The sequence below is a fragment of the Streptomyces sp. NPDC052701 genome, from assembly GCF_040678355.1.
Taxonomy (GTDB): Bacteria; Actinomycetota; Actinomycetes; order Streptomycetales; family Streptomycetaceae; genus Streptomyces.
This window is the reverse complement of the sequence record NZ_JBFATO010000002.1, coordinates 307,388-329,136: the sequence shown is the minus strand read 5'-3', so window position 1 is coordinate 329,136 and position 21,749 is coordinate 307,388. Positions and strand designations below refer to the sequence as shown.

The following is a 21,749-nucleotide window of genomic DNA, read 5'->3' as shown; positions in this document are numbered from 1 at the left end:
GACGGCGGGGTGACGCCCTCAACAGCGCCCTCAGCAGGCGCGGGAGCCGCGTGACCGGCCCCCGTCCGCCCGCGCCCGGCGCCGCGCCTCCAGGGGCCGGACGGCGACGCGGGGCGCCCTCCGCAGCAGGGCACCCCGCGTCATCGGCCCGAGCCGGGCGCAGCGGCTAGGCGTCGTAGTCGGGCTCGAACCGGTCCTGCTCCTCGCGCCGCTGGCGCTCCATGGCCTCGTCGTCGCGGTCCTCGCTCCGGCGGCCGCGCTGCCGGCCGCGGTCCTTGGCCTCGCCGAGCTTCTGCTTGGCCTGCTCCTGCAGACGCTCGGACTTCTCCTGGAACTGGTCCTTCATACCCATGTGGGTTCACTCCCGTGGGGGGTGTGGGGATCTGGCCCGACCAGATTCACACGGGTGGTGACCCTGTGCATGTCGATCACTCACGGTGCGTGACACGTTGCCGCTCGTCGGCCGCACCGCCCGCTCCCACCAGGCCCGTTCGCATGCCCGCGAGCCGGTCCGCGAACCGCCGCATCTCCCGCTGCCCCACGCTCCCGATCACCCCGGGCAGGTACCCGCGCACGCCCTGCATGCCGCGCAGCCACCACTGCCCGTACACATGGCTCGACCGCCGCTCGATGCCGGCCACGAGCCGGTCCACCGCCGGGCCCAGCGGGTAGGTCCTGTTGGCCGGCCACGGCAGCCGCTGCCTCAACTCCCGCATCACGTCCTGCTGGTCGGCCCCGCGCACCATGTCGGTGTCGGTCCACGACAGGTACCCGACGCCGACCCGCACCCCCCGGTACCCGACCTCGGCGCGCAGGCTGTGCGCGTAGGCCTCCACACCGGCCTTGGAGGCGCAGTACGCGGTCATCATCGGCGCGGGGGTGATCGCGGCGAGGGAGGCGATCTGGAGCAGGTAGCCCCGGCTCTCCAGCAGCAGCGGCAGGAAGGCCCGGGCCGTCACCGCCGACCCGACGAGGTTCACCTCGATCACCCGCCGCCAGGACTCCGGGTCGGAGTCGACGAAGGGCCCGCCGGTGGCGACACCGGCGTTGGCGACGACGACGTCGGCCCTGCCGAAGCGCTCCCGGACCTCCCGGGCGACCCGGGCCATCGCCTCGTGGTCGGTGACGTCGGCGTACCAGTGGTCGCTGTCACCGTGCAGCCGTCCGCAGACCTGCTCGAGCACGTCCGGCTCCAGCCCGACCAGCGCCACCCTCGCCCCGCGCGCGGACAGCTTGCGGGCCAGCAACTCCCCCACGCCGCGCGCCGCTCCGGTGACGACGGCGACCTGCCCCTCCAGGCTCACCCTGCTCATGTGCCCTCCTTCACCCGCAGATGGGTGGTGACGAGTGTCCGTATCCTCGCGCTGACCGGCTCCGGCGCCTCGACCGGTGCCATGTGGCCGATGCCGGGCAGTTCGGTGAGCCCGGTGCAGTGCGGCAGCGCGGCGGCCAGCGCCCGTGCCTGCGCCGGCGGCGTCAGCCGGTCGGCCGTGCCGACGAGCACCTCCGTGGGCACCGTCAACTCCCGTACGCCGTGGTCGAGGTCGAGCAGGCCGAGCACCTGCGACCAGGAGTGGCGCACCCGGCGGGGGCAGGCGTGCACGATGCGGGCGCACGCCTCGACCATGTGCGGGGCCGAACCCGGGCCCATCGTGCCGTACTTCAGGATCCGGCGGGCCAGGGGCGTGACCGGCCCGAGCGGTGCGCGGGAGCCGAGGATGTGCCGGGTCAGCCAGGTGCGCAGCCGTCCGGCCCGGATCGGCACCACCGTGGAGGCGGCGACCAGCTGCGAACTGCCCGTGCTGCACAGCAGGACGGCCGCCGCGTGCGCCCGGAAGGCGGGGCGGGTGGAGGCCGCCATCACCGTCATGCCGCCCATGGAGTGCCCGGCGATCACGGCCTTCTCGCCCGGGGCGAGCGTCGCCTCCAGCACGGCCTGCAGGTCGTCGGCGAGCGCGTCGGTGCTGCACACCGGGCTCGCCGGGCTGCGTCCGTGGCCGCGCTGGTCGTAGGCGATGACCCGGTGGTCGGCGGCCAGGTCGCGGATCTGCGCCGCCCAGAAGGCGGTCGAGCAGGTCCAGCCGTGGGCGAGGACGACCGCGGGGGCGTCCTCGGGTCCGTGCACCTCGACGTGCAGACGGGCGCCGTCGGCGGACCGGACGGTCAGTTCGCGCGCGGGGGCGGGCGGGGCGTAGGGGCCGGTGGAGACGTGCGGCAGGCGGCTCACGCGCCCACCTCCGCGTCCCGCCGGGCGGCGTCCTGCCGGGCCGGGGCGCGCAGCACCTCGTACTCCGCCGGGTCCACCCGTCGTGTCGCGCGCCGGAACTCGGCGGTGGTGCCCGGCCAGATCGTGGTGTTGCGGCCGGCCGCGTCCAGGTACCAGCTGGTGCAGCCGCCGGTGTTCCACACGGTGCGCTTCATGCGCTCCTGGACCCGGTGGTTCCATGCGCGCACGGCGCTCGGGCGGGCGTCGAGGGCGGCCCGGCCGCCGAGGGCGTCGAGCCGGCGGAGGTAGTCGGCCAGGTAGTTCAGCTGGGACTCGATCATGAGGATCATGGACGAGTTCCCCAGGCCCGTGTTGGGCCCGATGATCGACATCCAGTTGGGGAAGCCGGCCGCGCAGGCGCCGCGCAGGGCCTGCATGCCGCCCTTCCAGACCTCGGCCAGCGTGCGCCCGTCGGCCCCCACCACCCGCTCGGCGATGGGCATGTCGGTGACGTGGAAGCCGGTGCCGAAGACGATGGCGTCGGCCTCCGCCTCGGTGCCGTCGGCGGCGACGAGGGTGGAGCCGCGGACCTCGACGAGCCCGCCGGCGACGACGTCCACGTTCGGCCGGGCGAGCGCCGGGTAGTACTCGCTGGACAGCAGGATCCGCTTGCAGCCGATGCGGTAGCCGGGCGTCAGCTTGGCGCGCAGGGCCGGGTCCTTGATGGCGCGGGCCATGTTGCGCTTGGCCAGCCGCTCGACGAACCCGAGCTCGTCGGGGTGCTTGGTGAACGCCTGGACCTGCAGCTCCCGGATGCCCCAGAGCAGTCCGCGGCGCAGCTGGGCGGTGACGGGCAGCTGCCGGTGCAGCCACCGCTCGGCGCCGCTGATGGCGCGGTCGATGCGGGGCATCACCCAGGGCGGGGTGCGCTGGAAGAGCGTCAGCCGTCCGACGCGGGGCTGGATGGACGGCACGATCTGGATGGCGGAGGCACCCGTCCCCACCACGGCCACCCGCTTGCCGGCGAGGTCGTAGTCGTGGTCCCAGCGGGCGGAGTGGAAGACCTTGCCGGGGAAGGTGTCCAGCCCCGGGATCTCGGGGATCTTCGGGTCGGACAGCGGACCGGTGGCGGACACGACGACGTCGGCGGACAGGCGCCCGCCCGTGGTCTCGACGTCCCAGCACAGCCGCTCGCCGTTCCACGTCATCCGCGTCACCTCCGAGTCGAAGCGGATGTGCGGCCGGAGCCCGAAGACGTCCGTGACGTGCTCCAGGTAGGCGCGGATGTGCTCCTGCCCGGAGAAGGTGCGCGGCCAGTCCGGGTTGGGCGCGAAGGAGAACGAGTACAGGTGTGACGGTACGTCACACGCGCACCCCGGATAGCTGTTGTCGCGCCAGGTCCCGCCGACGCTGCCGGCCCGCTCCAGCACGACGAAGTCGGTGATCCCCTCGCGGCGCAGCCGCACGGCGGCGCCCAGCCCGCCGAACCCGGACCCGACCACCGCGACCCGTACATGTTCCTGCGCACGCTCGTGTTCGTGCTCGGCCATCCCGAAGCCTCCACGCATCGCCTAGAACTCCGCCAGTGAACACTGGCGCAGTGGGAGCGTAGAGCAGCTCCGTACTCATGGGTAGGGGGCGGCGCGAGGAAAGTTACCGCCGGTACGCCTTAAGGTGCCCAGGTGGCCGAGAAGCGTGAATACCGCATGGAAGAGCTGGCCCGCCTGGCCGGCATCACGGTGCGCACCCTGCGCTTCTACCGCGAACGCAAGCTGCTGCCGCCGCCGCGCCGCGAAGGCCGCATCGCCTGGTACGACGACCACCACCTGGCCCGCCTGCGCACCATCTCGGCCCTGCTGGAACGCGGCCACACCCTCAGCGGCATCGCCGAGCTCGCGGAGGCCTTCGACCACGGCCGGGACGTCGCCGACCTGCTCGGCGTGGGCACCCCCACCGAGGAGGAACCCGTCCGCCTCACCCCCGAGGAACTCGCCGCCCGCTTCGAGGGCGAGGCCACCCCCGAGAACCTGGCCGCCGCGCTGGAGCTCGGCTACCTGGCCACCGACGGCGACGAGATCGTCCACATCAGCCGCCGTCTGCTCGACGTCTCCTCGGCCCTGGTCCGCGAGGGCATCCCGCTCTCCGCGGTCCTGCGGGCGGGCGCGCGCGTGCGCGAACACGCCGACGCCCTGGCCGAACTCTTCGCCGGACTGATCCGCACCCACGCCCCCGGACAGGACCCCGCGCGCCTGCGCCCGCTCGCCAAGAGCGTGGTGGAGGCGGAGCTGTCCCTGGCCCTGGACCGCCGGCTGCGGGACCACGGCCGCGGGTGACGCCCCCGCCTCCCGCACACCCGCCCGCCCCCCCCCGCCCTCCGGCCCCCGACGTCCGTCGCACCCTCACCGGCCGGCCACGGGCCGGGCGGGAAGGCCCCCGCGTCCGCGGCCCCCGAGACCGCCGGGGCCCGTCACGGCCCGTAGACCACGGTCACCGGCGCGTGGTCCGACCACCGCTCGGCGTGCGTGGCGGCCCGCTCCACGAACCCCTTGACGGCACGGTCCGCGAGCCCGGGCGTGGCCATCTGGTAGTCGATGCGCCAGCCCGCGTCGTTGTCGAAGGCCCGCCCCCGGTAGGACCACCACGTGTACGGCCCCTCCACGTCCGGGTGCAGCGCCCGTACGACGTCGACGTACCCGCCGTCGGCCGGATCGAGGACCCGGTCCAGCCACTGGCGCTCCTCGGGCAGGAAGCCGGAGTTCTTGGTGTTGCCGCGCCAGTTCCTCAGGTCCGCGTTCCGGTGGGCGATGTTCCAGTCACCGCAGACCAGGACCTCGCGGCCGCCGGCGGCGGCCCGCTCCCGCAGCTCCTTGAGGTAGGCGAGGAACTCGCCCATGAAGCGCACCTTCTCGTCCTGCCGCTCGGTGCCGACCTCGCCGGAGGGCAGGTAGAGGGAGGCGACGGTGAGCCCGGGCAGGTCGGCCTCGACGTAGCGCCCGCTGCCGTCGAACTCGGCCGACCCGAAGCCGACCTGGACGCGCTCGGGCTCCCGCCGGGTGTACAGGGAGACTCCCGCGCGGCCCTTGGCGGCGGCGGGGGCGTGCACCACGTGCCACCCGTCCGGGGTGCGGACGTGCCCGGGCAGCTGCTCCGGCTCGGCACGCACCTCCTGGAGGCACAGCACATCGGCGGAGGTCTCGGCGAGCCAGGGCACGAAGCCCTTCTTCGCGGCGGCGCGCAGCCCGTTCACGTTCACGGAGGTCACAGTCAGCACCCCGGCACGATACCGGCACACTGGACCGGGTCCTGTTCTGGACCGGACACACCTCCGACTTACGAATTGATATACGGTGCTCAGCATGATTATCCGCCCAGTCGCCTTCGACCACCCCGACGCCGTCAAGCTGAACGACCAGGTACAGGCCGAGTACCACGTCCGCTACGGCGACGGCGGCGACGCCACGCCCCTGGACCCGTCGGACTTCGAGCCGCCGAACGGCCTGTACCTGCTCGCCTATGACGAGGACGACACCCCCGTCGCATCGGGCGGCTGGCGCGCCCAGGACGCGAACGGCGAGGGCAACGCCGACGGGGACGCCGAGCTGAAGCGGATGTACGTGGTGGAGGAGATGCGCGGCCGGGGCCTGGCCCGCCGCATCCTGGCCGCCCTGGAGGAGGACGCCCGCGCGGCCGGCCGCCTGCGCATGGTCCTGGAGACCGGCACCAAGCAGCCGGAGGCGGTGGCCCTGTACACCTCGAGCGGCTACGAGCCGTGCGAGAAGTTCGGCTACTACCGGTTCCACGAGGAGAGCCTGTGCTACGCGAAGGCGCTGTGACGCGGGCCACTTGAGGCCGGGTCACCGCGCCGGACCCACGAAGACGCGACAGAGCCCCTGCCGGGATTCCCGGCAGGGGCTCTATGCTGCGTGGACCTGAGGGGATTTGAACCCCTGGCCCCCTCGATGCGAACGAGGTGCGCTACCGGACTGCGCCACAGGCCCTTGCAACGAGTGAAACTTTAGCACCCCGATCGGCCTGCTCAAAAATCCGTTCCGCGCGCGAGGCGCAGGCGGCGCGGGCGGGCCGCGGGGCTACTCATTGGCGGCCCGGGGCCGCTCCCCGTCCTCGTACTGGTCGAACAGCGGCGTCCGTCCGCGCTCCCTGGCCCGCCGGGCCGACGCCGCCGCGGGGGTCCCCCCGCGCGGGCGTTTGCGAGCGTGGGGGAGGGCGTCGCCGTGCCCGGCGTCGTCCGCCTTCTCCTCCCCATCGGGCACCTCCCCCGCCGGCTCCGCGCCGTCGGCGCCGTCCTCCGGGTCGGGTGCGACGGAGCTCGACCGGGCCGAGCTCCAGGTGTCCGGCGCCCCCAGGTCCACGTCCGCCGTGGCCCGCGGCGCGACCGGTGCGGTCACGTACGTCGGCAGCGGCACCGGCACCGGCTCCCAGCTCTCGCCCTGGCCCGGCCGGCGCTGCCGCTCGCGCTGCTGGTCGACCCACTCGGCGTGGTCGGTCTGCTCGACGAGCGCGCGCCGGTCCGCCGCGAGCGCCGACAGGCCGGGGTCGGTCTCCGGCTCGGTGGCCTGGTCCGGTTCGCCGGCCTCCTCGTCCAGGGGCTCGGGGGACGCGTCGGACGGGTCGCAGGCGCGCCGGCGCGGCTGGCGCTCGCGCAGCCGCTGCGCCGCGGCCTCGGCCCGGCGGCGGTCCATCTGGTAGGTGAAGCGGCGGCGCTCCTGGGAACGCAGGTACGCGATGTACGCGCTGAGCATCACGGCGGGCACGCCGGGCGCCCAGAGGAACGCCAGCCCTCCGACCGCGGCGACGACCGCGCCGAGCGTGAAGGCGAGGAAGAGCACGGTGGTGGTGCGCCGGCGGCGCGCGAGCACCTTCGAGCGCTGGGCGCGCGCGGCGGCGGCCTGCGCCGCCTGCGCCGCCTGTCCGGACTGGGCGCGCCGGGCGGCCGGCACCCGCCCGCGCCGCTCGGGGTCCGGCTCGGGTTCGGGCCGCTCCGCGGCGGGCGGCGGTACGGGCACCTGCGTCTGCGGACGGGTCTGGGACACGGCGAAGGCCCGGACGTCCACCGTGTCGGTGACCGCGTCCGGGTCGACGGCGCCCGGCTCCCCCTCCTCGGCGGAGCGCGCCCGCAGGTCCCTGGCGTACCGGCGCTCCATGCCCGCGCGTCCGGACAGGAGCCGGATGGCGGTGCTGAAGCGTTCCGTCGGACGGGCCTCGTTCAGCTCGTCCTGCCTACGGAGCCACATCGGCACCAAGTAGGCGGCCCAGGCCCCGACAATGACTGCGTAGATGAGGCCGCTGCTGCTCACGCCTCACACGGTAGAGGGGTTTGCATGAGGCCATCTGCCAATTGAGCCGGTGTGTCGCACGATCCGGCTGATATTTCGAAATTTTTTTGCGACCGATGCGATCAGCAGCCCGCCGGACTCACGAATTCCCCGCCCGAGACGGCCGTCGGCCGATCAATTTCGAACATTTATTCAATTTCCGGGGCTGTGCGGGATTCCGGGGTTGTGCGGCTCCTTGTGGGAACGTGCCCGGTGCCAGCGCCTGAGCAGCCCTTCGGGCACCTCCTCCGCCGTGAGGGCGAAGACGAGGTGGTCGCGCCAGGCTCCGTCGATGTGGAGATAACGCGGCCTGAGGCCCTCCTCGCGGAATCCGAGTTTCTCCACGACGCGGCGGCTGGGCCCGTTCTCGGGGCGAATGCAGACCTCGATGCGGTGCAGTCCGACGGTGCGGAAACAGTGGTCGACGGCGAGCGCCACGGCCGTCGGCATCACCCCGCGGCCGGCCACCGCCTCGTCCACCCAGTAGCCGACGTGGCCCGAGCACATCGAGCCCCAGGTGATCCCGGCGACCGTCAACTGCCCGGCCAGCCGGCCCTGGTACTCGATGACGAACGGCAGCATCCGGCCCGCGTTCGCCTCGTGCCGCAGGTGGCGGACCATCTGGCGGTAGGTGGGCCGGTGGGCGGTCGGCCCGCCGGGCCCGGGCGGCGGGATGGTCGCCTCCCAGGGGCGCAGCCAGTCGCGGTTGCGCCGGTTGACCTCGCGCCAGGCCCGCTGGTCGCGCAGCTTTATCGGCCTCAGGCGGACGTCGCCGTCCACCAGCTCGACGGGCCAGGTCGGACCGTTCAGCTCGCACCCCCACTACTGGTGTCCGGTCTGGGGTGGTCACCACCGCGGATCTGGTCGACGGCGTGCGCCAGCAGGGGCTCCAGGACGGCCAGGCCGTCCCTGACACCGCCGGCCGAACCCGGCAGATTGACGATCAGCGTCCCTCCCGCCACTCCGGCCAGTCCCCGGGACAGGGCCGCGGTCGGCACCTTCTCCCGTCCGAACGCCCGGACGGCCTCCGCGATGCCCGGGATCTCCCGGTCGATCACCCGGCGGGTGGCCTCGGGGGTGCGGTCGGTGGGCGAGACGCCCGTGCCGCCCGTGGTGACGATCACGTCGTAGCCCGCCTCGACGCCGGCGCGCAGCGCGGCCTCCACGGGGTCGCCGTCGGGGACCACCTGCGGGCCGTCGACGGCGAACCCGAAGCCCCTGAGGCCGTCGGCGGTTAACGGGCCGCCCCTGTCCTGGTAGACACCGGCGGCGGCCCGGTTGGAGGCGGTGATCACCAGAGCCCTGTACGGGGCGGGCGGTGCCCCGCCGGCCGACGCGTCGAAAGTCATGCCCGGCTCCAGTCGCCCGATGTGCCGCCCGTCTTCTCCTCCACCCGCACGTCCGTGATGACCGCTCCCTTGTCGACCGCCTTGACCATGTCGATCACGGTGAGCGCGGCGACGGAGACCGCGGTGAGGGCCTCCATCTCGACGCCCGTGCGGTCCGTCGTCCGCACGGTGGCCCGGATCTCCACGGCGTCGTCCGCGACCGACAGGTCCAGTGTCACACCGGAGAGCGCCAACGGGTGGCACAGCGGGATCAGGTCGGGGGTGCGTTTGGCTCCCATGATGCCCGCGATCCGCGCGGTGGCCAGGGCGTCGCCCTTGGGGACGCCCTCGCCGCGCAGCAGCCCGACCACGCGCGGCGAGACCAGCACCCGCCCGCTGGCCCGGGCGGTGCGCGCGGTCACGTCCTTCTCCGACACGTCGACCATGCGGGCGGCGCCCGCGTCGTCGAGGTGCGTCAGCCGGTCCTGGGCGGGTCGGTCCTGGGTGGGTCGGTCCTGCGTGCTCATGCTCGTGTGGCGCTCCCGGTCCGGGCCCGTCGCGGTGCGGCGCACGGGCCTGCTGTGCGCGACACGGTACCGCCAACCCGCAGCCGTCAGCCGAGCAGGACCACCTCGACCTCGGTGCCGGGCTCCACGGACTCGACGTCCTCGGGGACGACGATCAGCGCGTCGGCGTGCGCGAGGGCGGCGACCAGGTGGGAGCCGGCGCCGCCGACCGGGCGCACCGCGCCGTCGGCGTAGGTCCCGCGCAGGAACTGGCGGCGGCCCTTCGGCGAGGTCAGCGCCTCGTCGGCGGTCAGGGTGGCCCGGGTCCGCGGCCGGTGGACGTCCCGCAGGCCCATGAGGGTGCGGATCGCGGGACGGACGAACAGCTCGAAGGAGACGTACGAGGAGACGGGGTTGCCGGGGAGGGCCAGCAGGGGCGTGTGGTCGGGGCCGACGGATCCGAAGCCCTGGGGCTTGCCGGGCTGCATGGCGAGCCTGCGGAACTCCACGCCGCCGCCCGGCCCGTCCTCGTCGCCGACGCGCGCGAGGGCCTCCTTGACGACGTCGTACGCCCCCACGCTCACCCCGCCGGTGGTGACCAGCAGGTCGGCGCGGACGAGCTGGTCCTCGATGGTGGAGCGCAGGGTCTCGGCGTCGTCGGCGACGGCGCCCACCCGGTAGGCGAGGGCGCCGGCGTCGCGGGCGGCGGCGGTGAGGGCGAAGCTGTTGGAGTCGTAGATCTGGCCGGTGCCCAGCTCCTCGCCGGGCGGGACGAGTTCGCTGCCGGTGGAGAGCACGACCACGCGCGGGCGCGGGCGCACGCGGACCGTGCCGCGGCCGATCGCGGCCAGCAGGGCGATCTGCGGCGGGCCGAGGACGGTGCCCGCCCGCAGGGCGCGGTCACCGGCCCGCACGTCGCTGCCCTCGGCGCGCACGTGCGCGCGTGCCCCGGCCGGGCGGTACACGCGCACCTGTCCTTCGGCGCCCTCGGGGGCGAGGCTGCGGGCGCGCATCCCGCTCACCGGGCCCTCGCCGAGGCCGCCGTCGGTCCACTCGACGGGCACGACGGTCTCGGCGCCGGGCGGCAGCGGCGCGCCGGTCATGATGCGGGCGGCCTGGCCGGGGCCCACCCGGAGCGGCTCGGCCCGGCCCGCAGCGACGTCCCCGACGACCTCCAGGACCGCCGGGAACTCCTCGCTCGCGCCCGCCACGTCCGCGACCCGCACCGCGTACCCGTCCATGGAGCTGTTGTCGAACGGCGGCAGGGAGACCGGCACCGTGACGTCCTCGACCAGGACGCAGCCCTGGGCGTCGAGGAGGTTCAGCTCCAGGGGTTCGAGGGGGCGGACGGTCGTGAGGACGTCCTCCAGGTGCTCGTCCACCGACCAGAGGTGGTCCGGTCCTGCGGTGCGGGGCGCGGCGCTGCTCAAAGTTGCTGCATCTCCTCGGTGACGTAACGGCGGAGCCAGGTCCTGAAGTCCGGTCCCAGATCCTCACGTTCGCACGCGAGCCTGACAATGGCACGCAGGTAGTCGCCCCGGTCGCCGGTGTCGTAGCGGCGGCCCTTGAAGACGACGCCGTGCACCGGGCCGCCGATGCCCTCGTCGGCCGCGAGCTGCTGGAGGGCGTCGGTGAGCTGGATCTCGCCGCCGCGGCCCGGCTCGGTCCGCCGCAGTATGCCGAAGACGTGCGGGTCGAGGACGTAGCGGCCGATGATCGCGTAGTTGGAGGGGGCCTCGGCCGGTTCGGGCTTCTCGACCAGTCCGCTGACCTTGACGACGTCGCTGTCCTCGGTGGTCTCCACCGCGGCGCACCCGTAGAGGTGGATCTGCTCGGGGGCGACCTCCATGAGCGCGACGACGCTGCCGCCGCGCTGCTCCTGGACCTCCACCATCCGCTTGAGCAGCGGGTCGCGCGGGTCGATCAGGTCGTCGCCGAGCAGGACCGCGAAGGGCTCGTCGCCGACGTGCGGGGCGGCGCACAGGACGGCGTGGCCGAGGCCCTTGGGGTCGCCCTGGCGGACGTAGTGCATGGTGGCGAGGTCACTGGACTCCTGGACCTTGGCCAGGCGTTCGGCGTCGCCCTTCTTCTCCAGAGCCGACTCGAGCTCGTAGTTGCGGTCGAAGTGGTCCTCCAGCGGGCGCTTGTTGCGGCCCGTGACCATGAGGACGTCGTCGAGGCCGGCGGCCACGGCCTCCTCGACCACGTACTGGATCGCCGGCTTGTCCACGACCGGCAGCATCTCCTTGGGAGTGGCTTTGGTGGCCGGCAGGAACCGGGTGCCGAGGCCTGCTGCGGGAATGACAGCCTTGCTGATCCGAGGGTGTGACTGAGTCATGCCCGACACCTTATCCGGTGCCTTTGCAGGGAATCTGAGGCTCCGATTACTTGGCTCTCATATGAGCGGATTGAAACGGTACGGGAACGACCTTGGGACACGACGGACGCGCGGACGACCCTGACAAGCGGACGTTGCGGCGGGAGATCCTCGCGGTGAGGAACAGGTTGACGGCCGGTGACGTGCGCGAGACCGCGGCCGCGCTGGCCGACAGGGCACTCGGCCTGCCCGAGTTGGCGCGGGCGCGCACGGTGGCGGCGTACGTCTCGGTGGGGAGCGAGCCCGGCACGCTCGCGCTGCTGGACGCGCTGCGCGCGCGGGGCGTACGCGTCCTGCTGCCGGTGCTGCTGCCCGACAACGACCTGGACTGGGGCGCGTACGAGGGAGAGGGCTCCCTCGTACGCGTCCGGCACGGCGGGCGGATGGCCCTCCTCGAGCCGGCCGGCGCGCGCCTGGGACCGGACGCCGTGACGGCCGCCGACGTCGTGCTGCTGCCGGGCCTGGCGGTCGACGCGCGCGGGATGCGGCTGGGGCGGGGCGGGGGGTCCTACGACCGGGTGCTCGCGCGGCTGGAGCGGGCGGGCGCGGATCCCGTCCTGGTGGTGCTGCTGTACGACACCGAGGTCGTCCGGCGCGTCCCCGGGGAGGCGCACGACCGGCCGGTGCACGCGGTGGTGACCCCGTCGGGGGTGCGGCGCCTGCGCTGAGGCCGGGCCGGACGCGGAACGGGCCTCCACGCGTGCGTGGAGGCCCGTTCCGCGTCAGCGGGTCACGGCCGGGTCACGGCCTGAGCACCAGGGTGTCGCTCGTGCTCTCGTCGACCGCCCGGTCGGAGAACGCCCACGGCAGCAGCTCGCCGTCGGCCCACTTGTCCGTCTGGTCGACGTAGTGGGCGCTGTAGGCGTGCCCGGAGGCGCCGGCGAGGTTGATCCAGCGCGACTTGTCGAGGTCGCCGAGGTTGACCACCATCCGCATCGACGGCACCCACACCACGCCGTAGCCGCCGGCGGCGTTCCAGCCGGTGGCGTTGACCGCGGCCTCGCCGCCGCTGAGCTTCCAGGGGCCGCGGTTGAGGACGTACTTCAGGATGCCGGGGCCCTCGGTGCCCAGGGTCTGGTTCTTCAGGAACAGGCGGTGCAGCCGGCCCCAGCTCCAGGAGTCGATGTCCTTGCCGAGCTTGGCGGTCAGCTCCCAGCGGGCGTCGATCATGGCGCGCTTGAACAGGCTGTCGCGGTCGTGCGCCGGAGGCCGGGTGCCGGCCTTGGGCGTCCTCCACCAGTCGCTGTCCTCGTCGTCCATGAGGCGGCGGACCACCTCGAACCAGCGGTCGCCGCCGTCCGGCTGCGCCTGGGCGGCGTCGCGCAGACCGCACTCGCGCACCTTGTCGGCCTCGTCGGCGGGCCCGGTGGTGCTGACCGGGTCGACCCACAGGCACTGGCCCTTGACCCGCAGCTCCTTGGGCAGCTTGTTGCCGAAGGCGAGCCTGAGGATGTTGCGCCACACGGAGTTGAAGTAGGCGGCGGCCGCGGAGTCGGCGTCCTGGGTGTAGTCCCAGCCCTCCAGCAGCTTCTGCGCCTCCCGTACGTCCCTGTCCTCCGGGTCGATCTTCAGCAGCTGGGGCACCAGCAGCTTGGCGATCTCGCTGCTGTTGTCGAGCTGCATCTGGCGCATGTCGTCGGTGGAGATCTTGCCGCCGTCCTTGATCTTCGACTGGATCAGGTCGGTGATGCGCTGGCTGCGGGTGCCGTAGCCCCAGTCCGTGGTGAGCGTGTGGGGGTAGTCCTCGCCGACCACGGCCTGGTTGGCGGTGACGATGTAGCCGCGCTCCGGGTCGTACTCGTAGGGCAGCTCGTCCTGCTCGATGTATCCGGTCCAGCGGTACCGCGGGTCCCAGCCCGGCGCCGGGACGGAGCCGTCGTGGCCCTCGGCGCGCGTGGGGATCCGGCCGGGCAGCGTGTAGCCGATGTGGTTCTCGGTGTCGGCGTAGACCAGGTTCTGCGAGGGCACCTCGAACAGCGCGGCCGCCTTGCGGAAGTCGGTGAAGTCCTTCGCCCTGTTCATGGCGAAGACGGCCTCCATGGTGGTGCCCGGCTGCAGGCCGGTCCAGCGCAGGGCCACGCCGTAGCCGTCGCCGCGGTCGGGGGCGGCGGTGTCGACGGTGGCCTTCCTGCCGACCCGCACGAGGTCGTCGGAGCGGTCGGAGAGCAGGGGCCCGTTGTTGGTCTCCCGGACGACGATCTTCTCCGGGGCGCCGCCGGCGACCTTGATGGTCTCCTCGCGCGTGGTGAAGGGCTTGACCTTGCCGTCGTACAGGTAGCCCTCGCCGGTGATCTTCTCCAGGTACAGGTCGGTGACGTCGACGCCGGAGTTGGTCATGCCCCAGGAAATGTCCTGGTTGTGGCCGATTATCACTCCGGGCATGCCCGCGAAGGTGTAGCCGGACACGTCGTAGCGGCACTTGGCGGAGACGCTGCGGCAGTGCAGGCCCATCTGGTACCAGACGGACGGCAGCGAGGCCGACAGGTGCGGGTCGTTGGCCAGCAGGGGCTTGCCGGTGATGGTGTGCTCACCGCCGACCACCCAGGAGTTGGAGCCGATGCCGTTGCCGTTGACGCCGACGGCGGCGGGCAGGTCGTCCAGTTCCTTGTACAGGCCCGCCAGCTGGCTCTGCAGGGCCGAGCCGCCCGAGCCCGCCGAGGTGCCGGAGCCCGCCGTGCCGCCCGCCGTACCCGCCGTGCCGCCCGTACCGGCGGACGTGCCGCCCGCCGAGGTGCCGGGGGTGCCGGCGGACGTGCCGCCCGTACCGGTGCCGGTGCCGGTGCCCGCGGCGGAGCCGGCCGCCCCGCTCGCCCCGGCACCGCCGTCGAACGTCTGCGTGAGCTCGTCGTACTGGCCCTCCTGGACGATCGCCTTGTTGCGGCTGTACGGGTACTCCGGGTACAGGTCGGCGATCTGCTCGGGGCCGAGGCGGCTGGTCAGCAGGGCGCGGTCGATCTCGTCCTGCATGTTGCCGCGCAGGTCCCAGGCCATCGCCTTCAGCCAGGCGAGCGAGTCGACCGGGGTCCACTTGCGCGGCTTGTAGTCGTTGGTGAACCCGAGGGCCGCGTACTCCAGGGAGATGTCCTCGCCCTCCCGGCCCGCCAGGTAGGCGTTGACGCCCTCGGTGTAGGCCTGGAGGTGCTTCTTGGCGGAGGCCGACAGCTTGGTGTCGTACTCCCGCTTCGCGATCCGGTCCCAGCCCAGGGTCCGCAGGAACTCGTCGTTGTCCACCTGGCTCCTGCCGAACATCTCCGACAGGCGTCCGGCGGTCATGTGGCGGCGCACGTCCATCTCGTAGAACCGGTCCTGCGCCTGGACGTAGCCCTGCGCCATGAACAGGTCCTCGTCGGAGGAGGCGTAGATCTGCGGGATCCCGTGGCCGTCGCGTTTGACGTCGACGGGTCCCGACAGGCCCTCGAGCGTGATCGATCCCTTGGTCTGCGGGAAGGAGGCCCGAACGGTGCTGACGGACCAGTAGGCCCCGTAGGCGACGCCGCCGATGAGGGCCAGCACCAGTACGAACACGATCAGACGGGCTTTGCGCCCCTTCTTCCTGCCGGACTTGCCGGGCTGCTGACCCGTGGAGGCGGTGGTGTTGGGGGGCATCGCTGTCCTTGCTGTCCTAACGCGAGCGGCAGGTTCGGCTGTGCTTTTAACTGAGCGCTGGAGCAACGATAGGCGCAGGGCCCGGCGGCACTTGACGCGGAGTGGGGAACCGGCGCGCACGAGCGTTCGATCTCACCCCTCGCAGGGTCAAGAAATCGTCAAGAGTTAGGTAAGGTAACGAAGTAGTTTGCCGTGAAACGCGACCGCTTCGTCTGCGATGTCCGTGATACGTGAGCCCCCGCGCGTGCGGGAGCCAGGGAAGGAAACGGCCCCTGACTGTCCACCATCTCAACCAGCTCCTGTTCGTCTGCTCGCTCGTCCTGCTCGTCGCCGTCGCAGCGGTCCGGATCTCCTCGCGCAGCGGACTCCCCAGCCTGCTCGTCTACCTGGGCATCGGGATGCTCATGGGCCAGGACGGCATCGGCGGCATCCACTTCGACAACGCCGAGCTGACCCAGGTCATCGGCTACGCGGCCCTGGTCGTGATCCTGGCCGAGGGCGGTCTGGGCACGCAGTGGAAGGAGATCAGGCCCGCCCTGCCGGCCGCCTCCGCGCTGGCGCTGGCCGGGGTCGCGGTGAGCGTCGGGATCACGGCGACGGCCGCGCACCACCTGATCGGGCTGGAGTGGCGTCAGGCGCTCATCATCGGCGCGGTGGTGTCCTCGACCGACGCGGCCGCCGTCTTCTCGGTGCTGCGCAGGATCCCCCTGCCCGCGCGCGTGACGGGCTCGCTGGAGGCCGAGTCCGGCTTCAACGACGCGCCCGTGGTCATCCTGGTCGTCTCCTTCTCCACGGCCGGCCCGGTCGAGCACTGGTACGTCCTGCTCGGCGAGATCCTGCTGGAGCTGGCCATCGGCGCCGTCATCGGCCTGGCCGTGGGCTGGCTGGGCTCCTGGGGCCTGAGGCACGTGGCGCTGCCCGCCTCCGGCCTCTACCCGATCGCCGTCATGGCGATCGCCGTCGCCGCCTACGCGGCGGGCGCCCTGGTCCACGGCAGCGGCTTCCTCGCCATCTACCTCGCCTCCATGGTGATGGGCAACGCCAGGCTGCCGCACTGGCCGGCCACGCGCGGGTTCGCCGAGGGGCTCGGCTGGATCGCCCAGATCGGCATGTTCGTCCTGCTCGGCCTGCTCGTCACCCCGCACGAGCTCGGCGACGACATCGCGCCCGCACTGCTCGTCGGGCTGGTGCTGACCATGGTGGCGCGCCCGCTGAGCGTCGTGCTGTGCCTGACGCCGTTCCGGGTGCCCTGGCAGGAGCAGGCCCTGATGTCCTGGGCCGGGCTGCGCGGGGCCGTGCCCATCATCCTGGCGACCATCCCCATGGTGGAGGGCGTCGAGGGCAGCCGCCGGATCTTCAACATCGTCTTCGTCCTGGTCGTCGTCTACACCCTGGTCCAGGGCCCCACGCTGCCCTGGCTGGCCCGCAGGCTGCACCTCGGGGACGGGTCGCAGGCCGCCGACCTCGGCATCGAGTCGGCGCCCCTGGAACGGCTGCGCGGGCACCTGCTGTCCGTGGCGATCCCCAAGGGGTCCAGGATGCACGGCGTCGAGGTCAACGAGCTGCGGCTGCCGCCCGGGGCCGCCGTCACCCTCGTCGTGCGCGCGGGGGAGTCGTTCGTGCCGCTGCCCTCGACGGTGCTGCAACGCGGGGACGAACTGCTGGTGGTCGCCACCGACCCGGTCCGGGACGCGGCCGAACGACGGCTGCGCGCGGTCGGCCGCGGCGGCAAGCTGGCCGGGTGGCTGGGCGTCAACGGGACGCGGGAGTAATCGCAGGCGAAGGCGTGGGCGGTGCCCGGTTTCACAGGTGCGCCGCACCCGGTCCCTGTAAGATGCAGGCGTCACCCAGATCGAACCAACTCTGCCTGATGCAGAGCTGGCGCGACCGTATGGCGGCCGGGACGCCCCTCCTCGACACAGCGGGCGCCGGTATCTACCGCAGTCCGCGCAAGAGGACAGCTCTCGGCGCTCCCGTGACGTGAACGGGCCGCGCTACCAGGCGGCAGAAAGGCACGGGCCGTGGCATCCACGGTCACCTCGTCGAAGGATTCGGCGGCGCCCTCCCGCCCGGGATACGGACAGCTGCTGCGCACCCGCGGCGCCTGGACGTTCCTGCTCCCCGGCTTCGCGGCGCGCCAGCCGTTCGCGATGCTCACCCTGTCCATCGTGCTGCTCGTGCAGCACACCACCGGCTCGTACGGCGCGGCCGGCGCCGCCGCGGCCGCCACCGGCGTCTCCATGGCGCTGTTCGCGCCCTACAGCGGCCGTCTCGCCGACCGCTACGGGCAGCGCGCCGTGCTGGTCCCCGGCGTCCTGCTGCACGCCCTGTCGGCGCTGGCCCTGACGGCCCTGGCACTGGCGCACGCACCCCTGTGGGCCCTGTTCGCGGCGGCCGTGCCCACGGGCGCCTCGGTGCCGCAGATCGGCCCCATGGTGCGGGCCCGCTGGGGCGTGAAGCTCAAGGACTCCCCCCTGATGACCACGGCGGCGGCCTTCGAGTCCGTCACGGACGAGCTGACCTTCGTCGTCGGCCCGCTGCTGGCCACCGCCCTGTGCACGGCCGTGCACCCGGCCGGCGGCCTGGTCGCGGAGGCGTCCCTGACGCTGCTCGGCGGGCTGCTCTTCGCCGCGCAGAAGGGCACCCAGCCGCCGGTCTCCGCCGCCGGGCACGCGCGCGGAGAGCGGGTCTCCGCCCTGCGCGTCCCCGGAGTGCGCGTGCTGATCGTGGCGTTCCTGGGCATCGGCTCCGTCTTCGGCGGCATGCAGGTCTCGCTGGCCGCGTTCACCGAGTCGATCGGCGAACCCGGCCTGAACGGCGTCCTGTACGGCGTCTTCGCCGCGGGCAACATGCTCTCCGGCATCGTCTGCGGCGCCGTCGCCTGGAAGGCGGCCCCGCAGCGGCGCCTGGTCGTCGCCTACGCCGCTCTCGCGCTGGCCGCCTGCGGCCTGTGGGCCGCGCACTCGGTGCCCGTCCTGGCCGGGCTCGGCCTGCTGGTCGGCATGTGCATCGCGCCCGCCCTGATCACCGGCTACACCCTGGTCGAGGGCCTGGTTCCGGCCGGTGCCCGCACCGAGGCCTTCACCTGGCTGACCGGCGCGGTGGCGCTCGGCCAGGCGGCCGCCGTCACGGTCGCCGGCCGGCTGGAGGACGTCCAGGGCGGTGCCGGGTTCCTGGTCCCGATGGGCGGCACGCTGCTCGCCCTGGTCACCCTGCTGGCGCTGCGGTCGCGGCTGGTGACGCCCCCCGGCGGCCGTGCCGTCGCGCGTGGCGTGGGTCACCGCGCGCCGGTGGCAGTGGACTGAACGCAAGGAATAGGTCACTATGGTTCGTCGTTAGCACTCATTGAGTGAGAGTGCCAGGAGGAAGACAGTGCCGACCTATCAGTACCAGTGCACCGAGTGCGGCGAGGGCCTCGAGGCGGTGCAGAAGTTCACCGACGACGCCCTCACGGAGTGCCCGAGCTGCAAGGGCCGCCTGAAGAAGGTGTTCTCGGCGGTCGGCATCGTCTTCAAGGGCTCCGGCTTCTACCGCAACGACAGCCGCGGCTCCTCGTCGAGCAGCTCGCCGGCGTCGAAGTCGTCGAGCTCGTCGTCCTCGGACTCCGGCTCCTCGTCGAGCTCGTCCTCGTCGTCGAGCTCGTCCTCGTCGAGTTCGGCGTCGAGCTCCAGCAGCACCGCCGCGTAGGCGGACCCCGCCGGACCTCTCACGAGACCCTGTCGTCGTCCGACGACGGGGTCTTCGGCGTCCGCGGATGCGGTTAGGGTGCGGGCATGGCGAACAAGGCGAACGCCGAGATCGGCGTGATCGGCGGCTCCGGTTTCTACTCCTTCCTCGACGACGTGACCGAGGTGACGGTGGACACCCCGTACGGGCCGCCCAGCGACTCCCTCTTCCTCGGCGAGGTCGCCGGCCGGCGCGTCGCCTTCCTGCCCCGGCACGGCCGCGGCCACCACCTGCCGCCGCACCGCATCAACTACCGGGCCAACCTCTGGGCGCTCCGCTCGGTCGGCGTGCGCCAGGTCCTCGGGCCGTGCGCGGTGGGCGGCCTGCGCCCCGAGTACGGTCCCGGCACGCTCCTGGTGCCGGACCAGCTCGTCGACCGCACGAAGTCCCGGGCGAACACCTACTTCGACGGGCTTCCGCTGCCGGACGGCACCGTGCCGAACGTCGTGCACGTGTCGCTGGCCGATCCCTACTGCCCCACCGGGCGGGCCGCCGCGCTCAAGGCGGCGCGCGGACGCGACTGGGAGCCGGTCGACGGCGGCACGCTGGTCGTCGTCGAGGGGCCGCGCTTCTCGACCCGTGCCGAATCGTTGTGGCACCAGGCGCAGGGCTGGTCGGTGGTGGGCATGACCGGACACCCCGAGGCCGCGCTCGCCCGGGAGCTCGAGCTCTGCTACACCTCGCTGACCCTGGTCACCGACCTCGACGCCGGCGCCGAGACCGGCGAGGGCGTCTCGCACGAGGAGGTGCTGCGGGTGTTCGCGGCCAACGTGGACCGGCTGCGGGGCGTGCTGTTCGACGCGGTGGCCGCGCTGCCCGCGACCGGGGAGCGCGACTGCCTGTGCGCGGCGGCGCTGGGCGGGATGGACCCCGGGTTCGCGCTGCCGTAGTTCCGTTGCGCCGGGGGCGTCTTTTCAGGGGCGTGGCCGGGGTGGCGTGATCGGGGTTGCGTGATCGGGGTTGCGTGATCGGGGTTGCGTGGCCGTGGTCGTGTTGCTGTGGTGGCGGGCCGTGGTCGCGTCGCCGTGGTGGCGGGGTGTGGTCGCGTCGCGGGAGCGGATCGTCACCTTCGGGTGAGGAGGTTTTCCCCAACCGGCCAGTGGGTCCACAGGCCGCGGCGGGCGGTGGCGGAAAGCCTCATCGTGGGGGGCGCAAGCCGATCCCTCGCCGCAGGTGGTGGTTCCCGTGTCGCCCGTGCCCCCTTCGTCCTTCTCCCTCGCCTCGCCCCACCCGCCGGGTCCTTCGCCCCACCCGCCGGGTTCTTCGTCACACCCGCCGGGCTCCCCGCCTCATCCGCCGGGCGCGGACGTTCCCCCCACCCGTGGGGTGCCCGACTTCGCCGCCGTGCGGGTACGCGGCGGTCGGCACGGCGCGAGCCGGCTCGCACGCCACCGGAGGCGGGCCGTCGCGGCCGGGCTCGCCGTCACGGCCGCCGCGCTCGTGGCGGCGGGGCCCCGGGACGCCGACCGGGCCCGCAGGCATCCGCACCCCCCGCCCCCCGGCGCCACGTCGTCGGCCGCCCCGGCGGACCACCCCGTGCGCACGCGCCGTGCGGCGAGGACGGTGACGGCGCCGGTGCGGATCGCCGACGCGGCCGCGGTCCGGCTGCTGCGCCCCGGCGACCGGGTCGACGTCATCGCCGCCGAGGAGGCGGTGACGGGGGGCACGGCCCGTGTCGTCGCGCGCGGGGCACGGGTGACGAGGGTGCCGGAGCCCCTGGGAGACGCTTCCGGGAGCGGAGCACTGGTCGTGCTCTCGGTGCCGCGCTCCACCGCGGCGGACCTGGCCGGCGCGAGCACCACGGCACGGCTGGCGGTGACGTTGTGGTGAGCCGGGTGCCGCCCCGCCGCTCCGCCGGGTCCTTCCTTCGCGGGCCCCGGCCCTTCGCCTGCCCCGATGGGCCAGGCCGGCCCGGCGCTGACGTAAGTTGCGGAGCGTTTTGTTCCACGACCTGTGTGCGCGAGGAGAGGCCCCGAGGTGAGCGAGAAGAACGAACCGGGCGTCTGGCAGGGCTTCAAGACCTTCCTGATGCGCGGGAACGTCGTCGACCTGGCGGTGGCGGTGGTGATCGGCGCCGCCTTCACCAACATCGTGAACTCGGTGGTGAAGGGCGTCATCAACCCGCTGGTCGGAGCGTTCGGCACCAAGAGCCTCGACAACTACCGCTCGTGTCTGAAGGACCCCTGCGAGGTGGCCGCGGACGGCACGGTGACGAGCGGTATCCCGATCATGTGGGGCTCCGTCCTCGGCGCCACCCTCAGCTTCGTGATCACCGCGGCGGTCGTCTACTTCCTGATGGTGCTGCCCATGTCGAAGTACCTCGCCCGGCAGGAGGCCCGCAGGAGGGCGCGGGAGGGCGCGAAGGAGACCGTCGAGGTGAGCGAGCTGGAGGTGCTCAAGGAGATCCGGGACGCCCTGGTCGCCCGGCGCGGCCCGGACCACGACCGGCCGTAGCGGCGGCGGGCCGTCCGGCTCACAGGTGGTGGGGCGGCTTCTCGTCCAGGAAGCGCTTCAGGTCGAAGGCGCCGGCGCCGTCCGTGTGCTCGCCCCACCCGCGGTCGGTGTCGTCCGAGGACTGCTGGTCCAGCGGGTCGTCGAAGACCAGGGCGGGCTTCGGCTCGCGCGGCTCGGGGTCGGGGGCGGTGCTCATGCGTCCAGGGTAAGGCC

22 protein-coding genes and 1 tRNA gene are annotated in these 21,749 nt (G+C 73.1%); 9 read left to right on the top strand and 14 right to left on the bottom strand.

The window, feature by feature from the left end; all coding sequences use genetic code 11:
- Positions 1-166: 166 nt before the first annotated feature.
- The 4 genes from AB0L29_RS04620 to AB0L29_RS04605 all read right to left on the bottom strand — a co-directional run bounded on the left by AB0L29_RS04620 (position 167) and on the right by AB0L29_RS04605 (position 3,756).
- Entirely contained in the window at positions 167-352 is a 186-nt protein-coding gene (locus AB0L29_RS04620) for a hypothetical protein (RefSeq protein ID WP_365823260.1), read from the bottom strand.
- Between the two features lie 76 nt (positions 353-428).
- The gene (locus AB0L29_RS04615; protein ID WP_365823258.1) at positions 429-1,313 is read right to left on the bottom strand and encodes an SDR family oxidoreductase; all 885 of its coding nucleotides are present in this window, start codon (positions 1,311-1,313) and stop codon (positions 429-431) included.
- On the bottom strand, positions 1,310-2,227 hold the full coding sequence (locus AB0L29_RS04610) for an alpha/beta hydrolase (RefSeq protein ID WP_365823256.1): 918 nt from the start codon (positions 2,225-2,227) through the stop codon (positions 1,310-1,312). Before AB0L29_RS04610 ends, AB0L29_RS04615 begins: the two co-directional genes overlap by 4 nt.
- On the bottom strand, positions 2,224-3,756 hold the full coding sequence (locus AB0L29_RS04605) for an NAD(P)/FAD-dependent oxidoreductase (protein WP_365823254.1): 1,533 nt from the start codon (positions 3,754-3,756) through the stop codon (positions 2,224-2,226). The genes AB0L29_RS04610 and AB0L29_RS04605 overlap by 4 nt, the downstream gene beginning before the upstream one ends.
- 132 nt (positions 3,757-3,888) lie before the next feature.
- Here AB0L29_RS04605 and AB0L29_RS04600 point away from each other — a divergent pair, with 132 nt between their 5' ends.
- Entirely contained in the window at positions 3,889-4,539 is a 651-nt protein-coding gene (locus AB0L29_RS04600; protein ID WP_365823252.1) for a MerR family transcriptional regulator, read from the top strand.
- Positions 4,540-4,673: 134 nt separating this feature from the next.
- Here the strand turns inward: AB0L29_RS04600 and AB0L29_RS04595 are convergent, their stop codons facing one another.
- Positions 4,674-5,477: an exodeoxyribonuclease III gene (locus AB0L29_RS04595; protein ID WP_365823250.1), complete on the bottom strand. Its 804-nt coding sequence runs from the start codon at positions 5,475-5,477 to the stop codon at positions 4,674-4,676.
- 85 nt (positions 5,478-5,562) lie between these two features.
- Here AB0L29_RS04595 and AB0L29_RS04590 point away from each other — a divergent pair, with 85 nt between their 5' ends.
- Positions 5,563-6,039 (top strand): GNAT family N-acetyltransferase, encoded by a 477-nt coding sequence (locus tag AB0L29_RS04590; protein ID WP_365823248.1) that lies wholly within the window; start codon positions 5,563-5,565, stop codon positions 6,037-6,039.
- A gap of 91 nt (positions 6,040-6,130) precedes the next feature.
- Here AB0L29_RS04590 and AB0L29_RS04585 read toward each other — a convergent pair.
- From AB0L29_RS04585 to galU, 7 genes are all read right to left on the bottom strand, one after another.
- Positions 6,131-6,204 (bottom strand) — tRNA-Ala (locus AB0L29_RS04585).
- A 90-nt stretch (positions 6,205-6,294) separates the two neighbouring features.
- Complete coding sequence (gene glpR / locus AB0L29_RS04580; RefSeq protein ID WP_365823246.1) at positions 6,295-7,521, bottom strand: gephyrin-like molybdotransferase receptor GlpR; 1,227 nt, start codon at positions 7,519-7,521, stop codon at positions 6,295-6,297.
- A gap of 171 nt (positions 7,522-7,692) precedes the next feature.
- Positions 7,693-8,322 carry a GNAT family protein gene (locus AB0L29_RS04575; RefSeq protein ID WP_365823439.1) on the bottom strand — a complete coding sequence of 210 codons (630 nt, stop codon included), beginning with the start codon at positions 8,320-8,322 and terminating at the stop codon, positions 7,693-7,695.
- A gap of 23 nt (positions 8,323-8,345) precedes the next feature.
- Positions 8,346-8,888 (bottom strand): MogA/MoaB family molybdenum cofactor biosynthesis protein, encoded by a 543-nt coding sequence (locus AB0L29_RS04570; protein ID WP_365823244.1) that lies wholly within the window; start codon positions 8,886-8,888, stop codon positions 8,346-8,348.
- Entirely contained in the window at positions 8,885-9,394 is a 510-nt protein-coding gene (gene moaC / locus AB0L29_RS04565) for a cyclic pyranopterin monophosphate synthase MoaC (RefSeq protein WP_365823242.1), read from the bottom strand. Before moaC ends, AB0L29_RS04570 begins: the two co-directional genes overlap by 4 nt.
- 86 nt (positions 9,395-9,480) lie before the next feature.
- Positions 9,481-10,803, bottom strand: a complete 1,323-nt coding sequence (gene glp, locus AB0L29_RS04560) for a gephyrin-like molybdotransferase Glp (RefSeq protein WP_365823240.1) — start codon at positions 10,801-10,803, stop codon at positions 9,481-9,483.
- Positions 10,800-11,711 carry a UTP--glucose-1-phosphate uridylyltransferase GalU gene (galU, locus tag AB0L29_RS04555; protein WP_365823238.1) on the bottom strand — a complete coding sequence of 304 codons (912 nt, stop codon included), beginning with the start codon at positions 11,709-11,711 and terminating at the stop codon, positions 10,800-10,802. Before galU ends, glp begins: the two co-directional genes overlap by 4 nt.
- Positions 11,712-11,803: 92 nt before the next feature.
- Between galU and AB0L29_RS04550 the strand changes: the two genes are divergently transcribed.
- Positions 11,804-12,418, top strand: a complete 615-nt coding sequence (locus AB0L29_RS04550; protein WP_365823236.1) for a 5-formyltetrahydrofolate cyclo-ligase — start codon at positions 11,804-11,806, stop codon at positions 12,416-12,418.
- A 73-nt stretch (positions 12,419-12,491) separates the two neighbouring features.
- On the opposite strand, the gene AB0L29_RS04545 is transcribed toward AB0L29_RS04550, so the two are convergent.
- A complete protein-coding gene (locus AB0L29_RS04545; protein WP_365823235.1) occupies positions 12,492-15,356 on the bottom strand; it encodes a penicillin acylase family protein in 2,865 nt (954 codons plus the stop codon).
- A gap of 230 nt (positions 15,357-15,586) precedes the next feature.
- Here AB0L29_RS04545 and AB0L29_RS04540 point away from each other — a divergent pair, with 230 nt between their 5' ends.
- The 6 genes from AB0L29_RS04540 (at position 15,587) to mscL (ending at position 21,536) form a co-directional block, all read left to right on the top strand.
- Positions 15,587-17,128, top strand: a complete 1,542-nt coding sequence (locus AB0L29_RS04540) for a potassium/proton antiporter (RefSeq protein WP_365823233.1) — start codon at positions 15,587-15,589, stop codon at positions 17,126-17,128.
- Positions 17,129-17,377: 249 nt separating this feature from the next.
- A complete protein-coding gene (locus AB0L29_RS04535) occupies positions 17,378-18,661 on the top strand; it encodes an MFS transporter (protein WP_365823231.1) in 1,284 nt (427 codons plus the stop codon).
- Positions 18,662-18,728: 67 nt separating this feature from the next.
- Positions 18,729-19,043, top strand: coding sequence for an FmdB family zinc ribbon protein (locus tag AB0L29_RS04530; protein WP_365823229.1), 315 nt, complete (start codon positions 18,729-18,731; stop codon positions 19,041-19,043).
- 86 nt (positions 19,044-19,129) lie between these two features.
- A complete protein-coding gene (locus tag AB0L29_RS04525; RefSeq protein ID WP_365823227.1) occupies positions 19,130-19,972 on the top strand; it encodes an S-methyl-5'-thioadenosine phosphorylase in 843 nt (280 codons plus the stop codon).
- A 436-nt stretch (positions 19,973-20,408) separates the two neighbouring features.
- Complete coding sequence (locus AB0L29_RS04520) at positions 20,409-20,912, top strand: hypothetical protein (RefSeq protein WP_365823225.1); 504 nt, start codon at positions 20,409-20,411, stop codon at positions 20,910-20,912.
- A 147-nt stretch (positions 20,913-21,059) separates the two neighbouring features.
- Positions 21,060-21,536 (top strand): large conductance mechanosensitive channel protein MscL, encoded by a 477-nt coding sequence (gene mscL / locus AB0L29_RS04515; RefSeq protein WP_365823224.1) that lies wholly within the window; start codon positions 21,060-21,062, stop codon positions 21,534-21,536.
- 19 nt (positions 21,537-21,555) lie between these two features.
- Here the strand turns inward: mscL and AB0L29_RS04510 are convergent, their stop codons facing one another.
- On the bottom strand, positions 21,556-21,732 hold the full coding sequence (locus tag AB0L29_RS04510; RefSeq protein WP_365823222.1) for a hypothetical protein: 177 nt from the start codon (positions 21,730-21,732) through the stop codon (positions 21,556-21,558).
- Positions 21,733-21,749 lie beyond the last annotated feature (17 nt).

Bases quoted from the DNA above. Each gene is read 5' to 3' on its own strand.
- AB0L29_RS04615 (WP_365823258.1), bottom strand. From the start codon at position 1,313: ATGAGCAGGGTGAGCCTGGAGGGGCAGGTCGCCGTCGTCACCGGAGCG.
- AB0L29_RS04545 (WP_365823235.1), bottom strand. From the start codon at position 15,356: ATGCCCCCCAACACCACCGCCTCCACGGGTCAGCAGCCCGGCAAGTCC.
- moaC (WP_365823242.1), bottom strand. From the start codon at position 9,394: ATGAGCACGCAGGACCGACCCACCCAGGACCGACCCGCCCAGGACCGG.
- AB0L29_RS04525 (WP_365823227.1), top strand. From the start codon at position 19,130: ATGGCGAACAAGGCGAACGCCGAGATCGGCGTGATCGGCGGCTCCGGT.
- AB0L29_RS04510 (WP_365823222.1), bottom strand. From the start codon at position 21,732: ATGAGCACCGCCCCCGACCCCGAGCCGCGCGAGCCGAAGCCCGCCCTG.
- galU (WP_365823238.1), bottom strand. From the start codon at position 11,711: ATGACTCAGTCACACCCTCGGATCAGCAAGGCTGTCATTCCCGCAGCA.
- AB0L29_RS04605 (WP_365823254.1), bottom strand. From the start codon at position 3,756: ATGGCCGAGCACGAACACGAGCGTGCGCAGGAACATGTACGGGTCGCG.
- AB0L29_RS04590 (WP_365823248.1), top strand. From the start codon at position 5,563: ATGATTATCCGCCCAGTCGCCTTCGACCACCCCGACGCCGTCAAGCTG.
- AB0L29_RS04570 (WP_365823244.1), bottom strand. From the start codon at position 8,888: ATGACTTTCGACGCGTCGGCCGGCGGGGCACCGCCCGCCCCGTACAGG.
- AB0L29_RS04620 (WP_365823260.1), bottom strand. From the start codon at position 352: ATGGGTATGAAGGACCAGTTCCAGGAGAAGTCCGAGCGTCTGCAGGAG.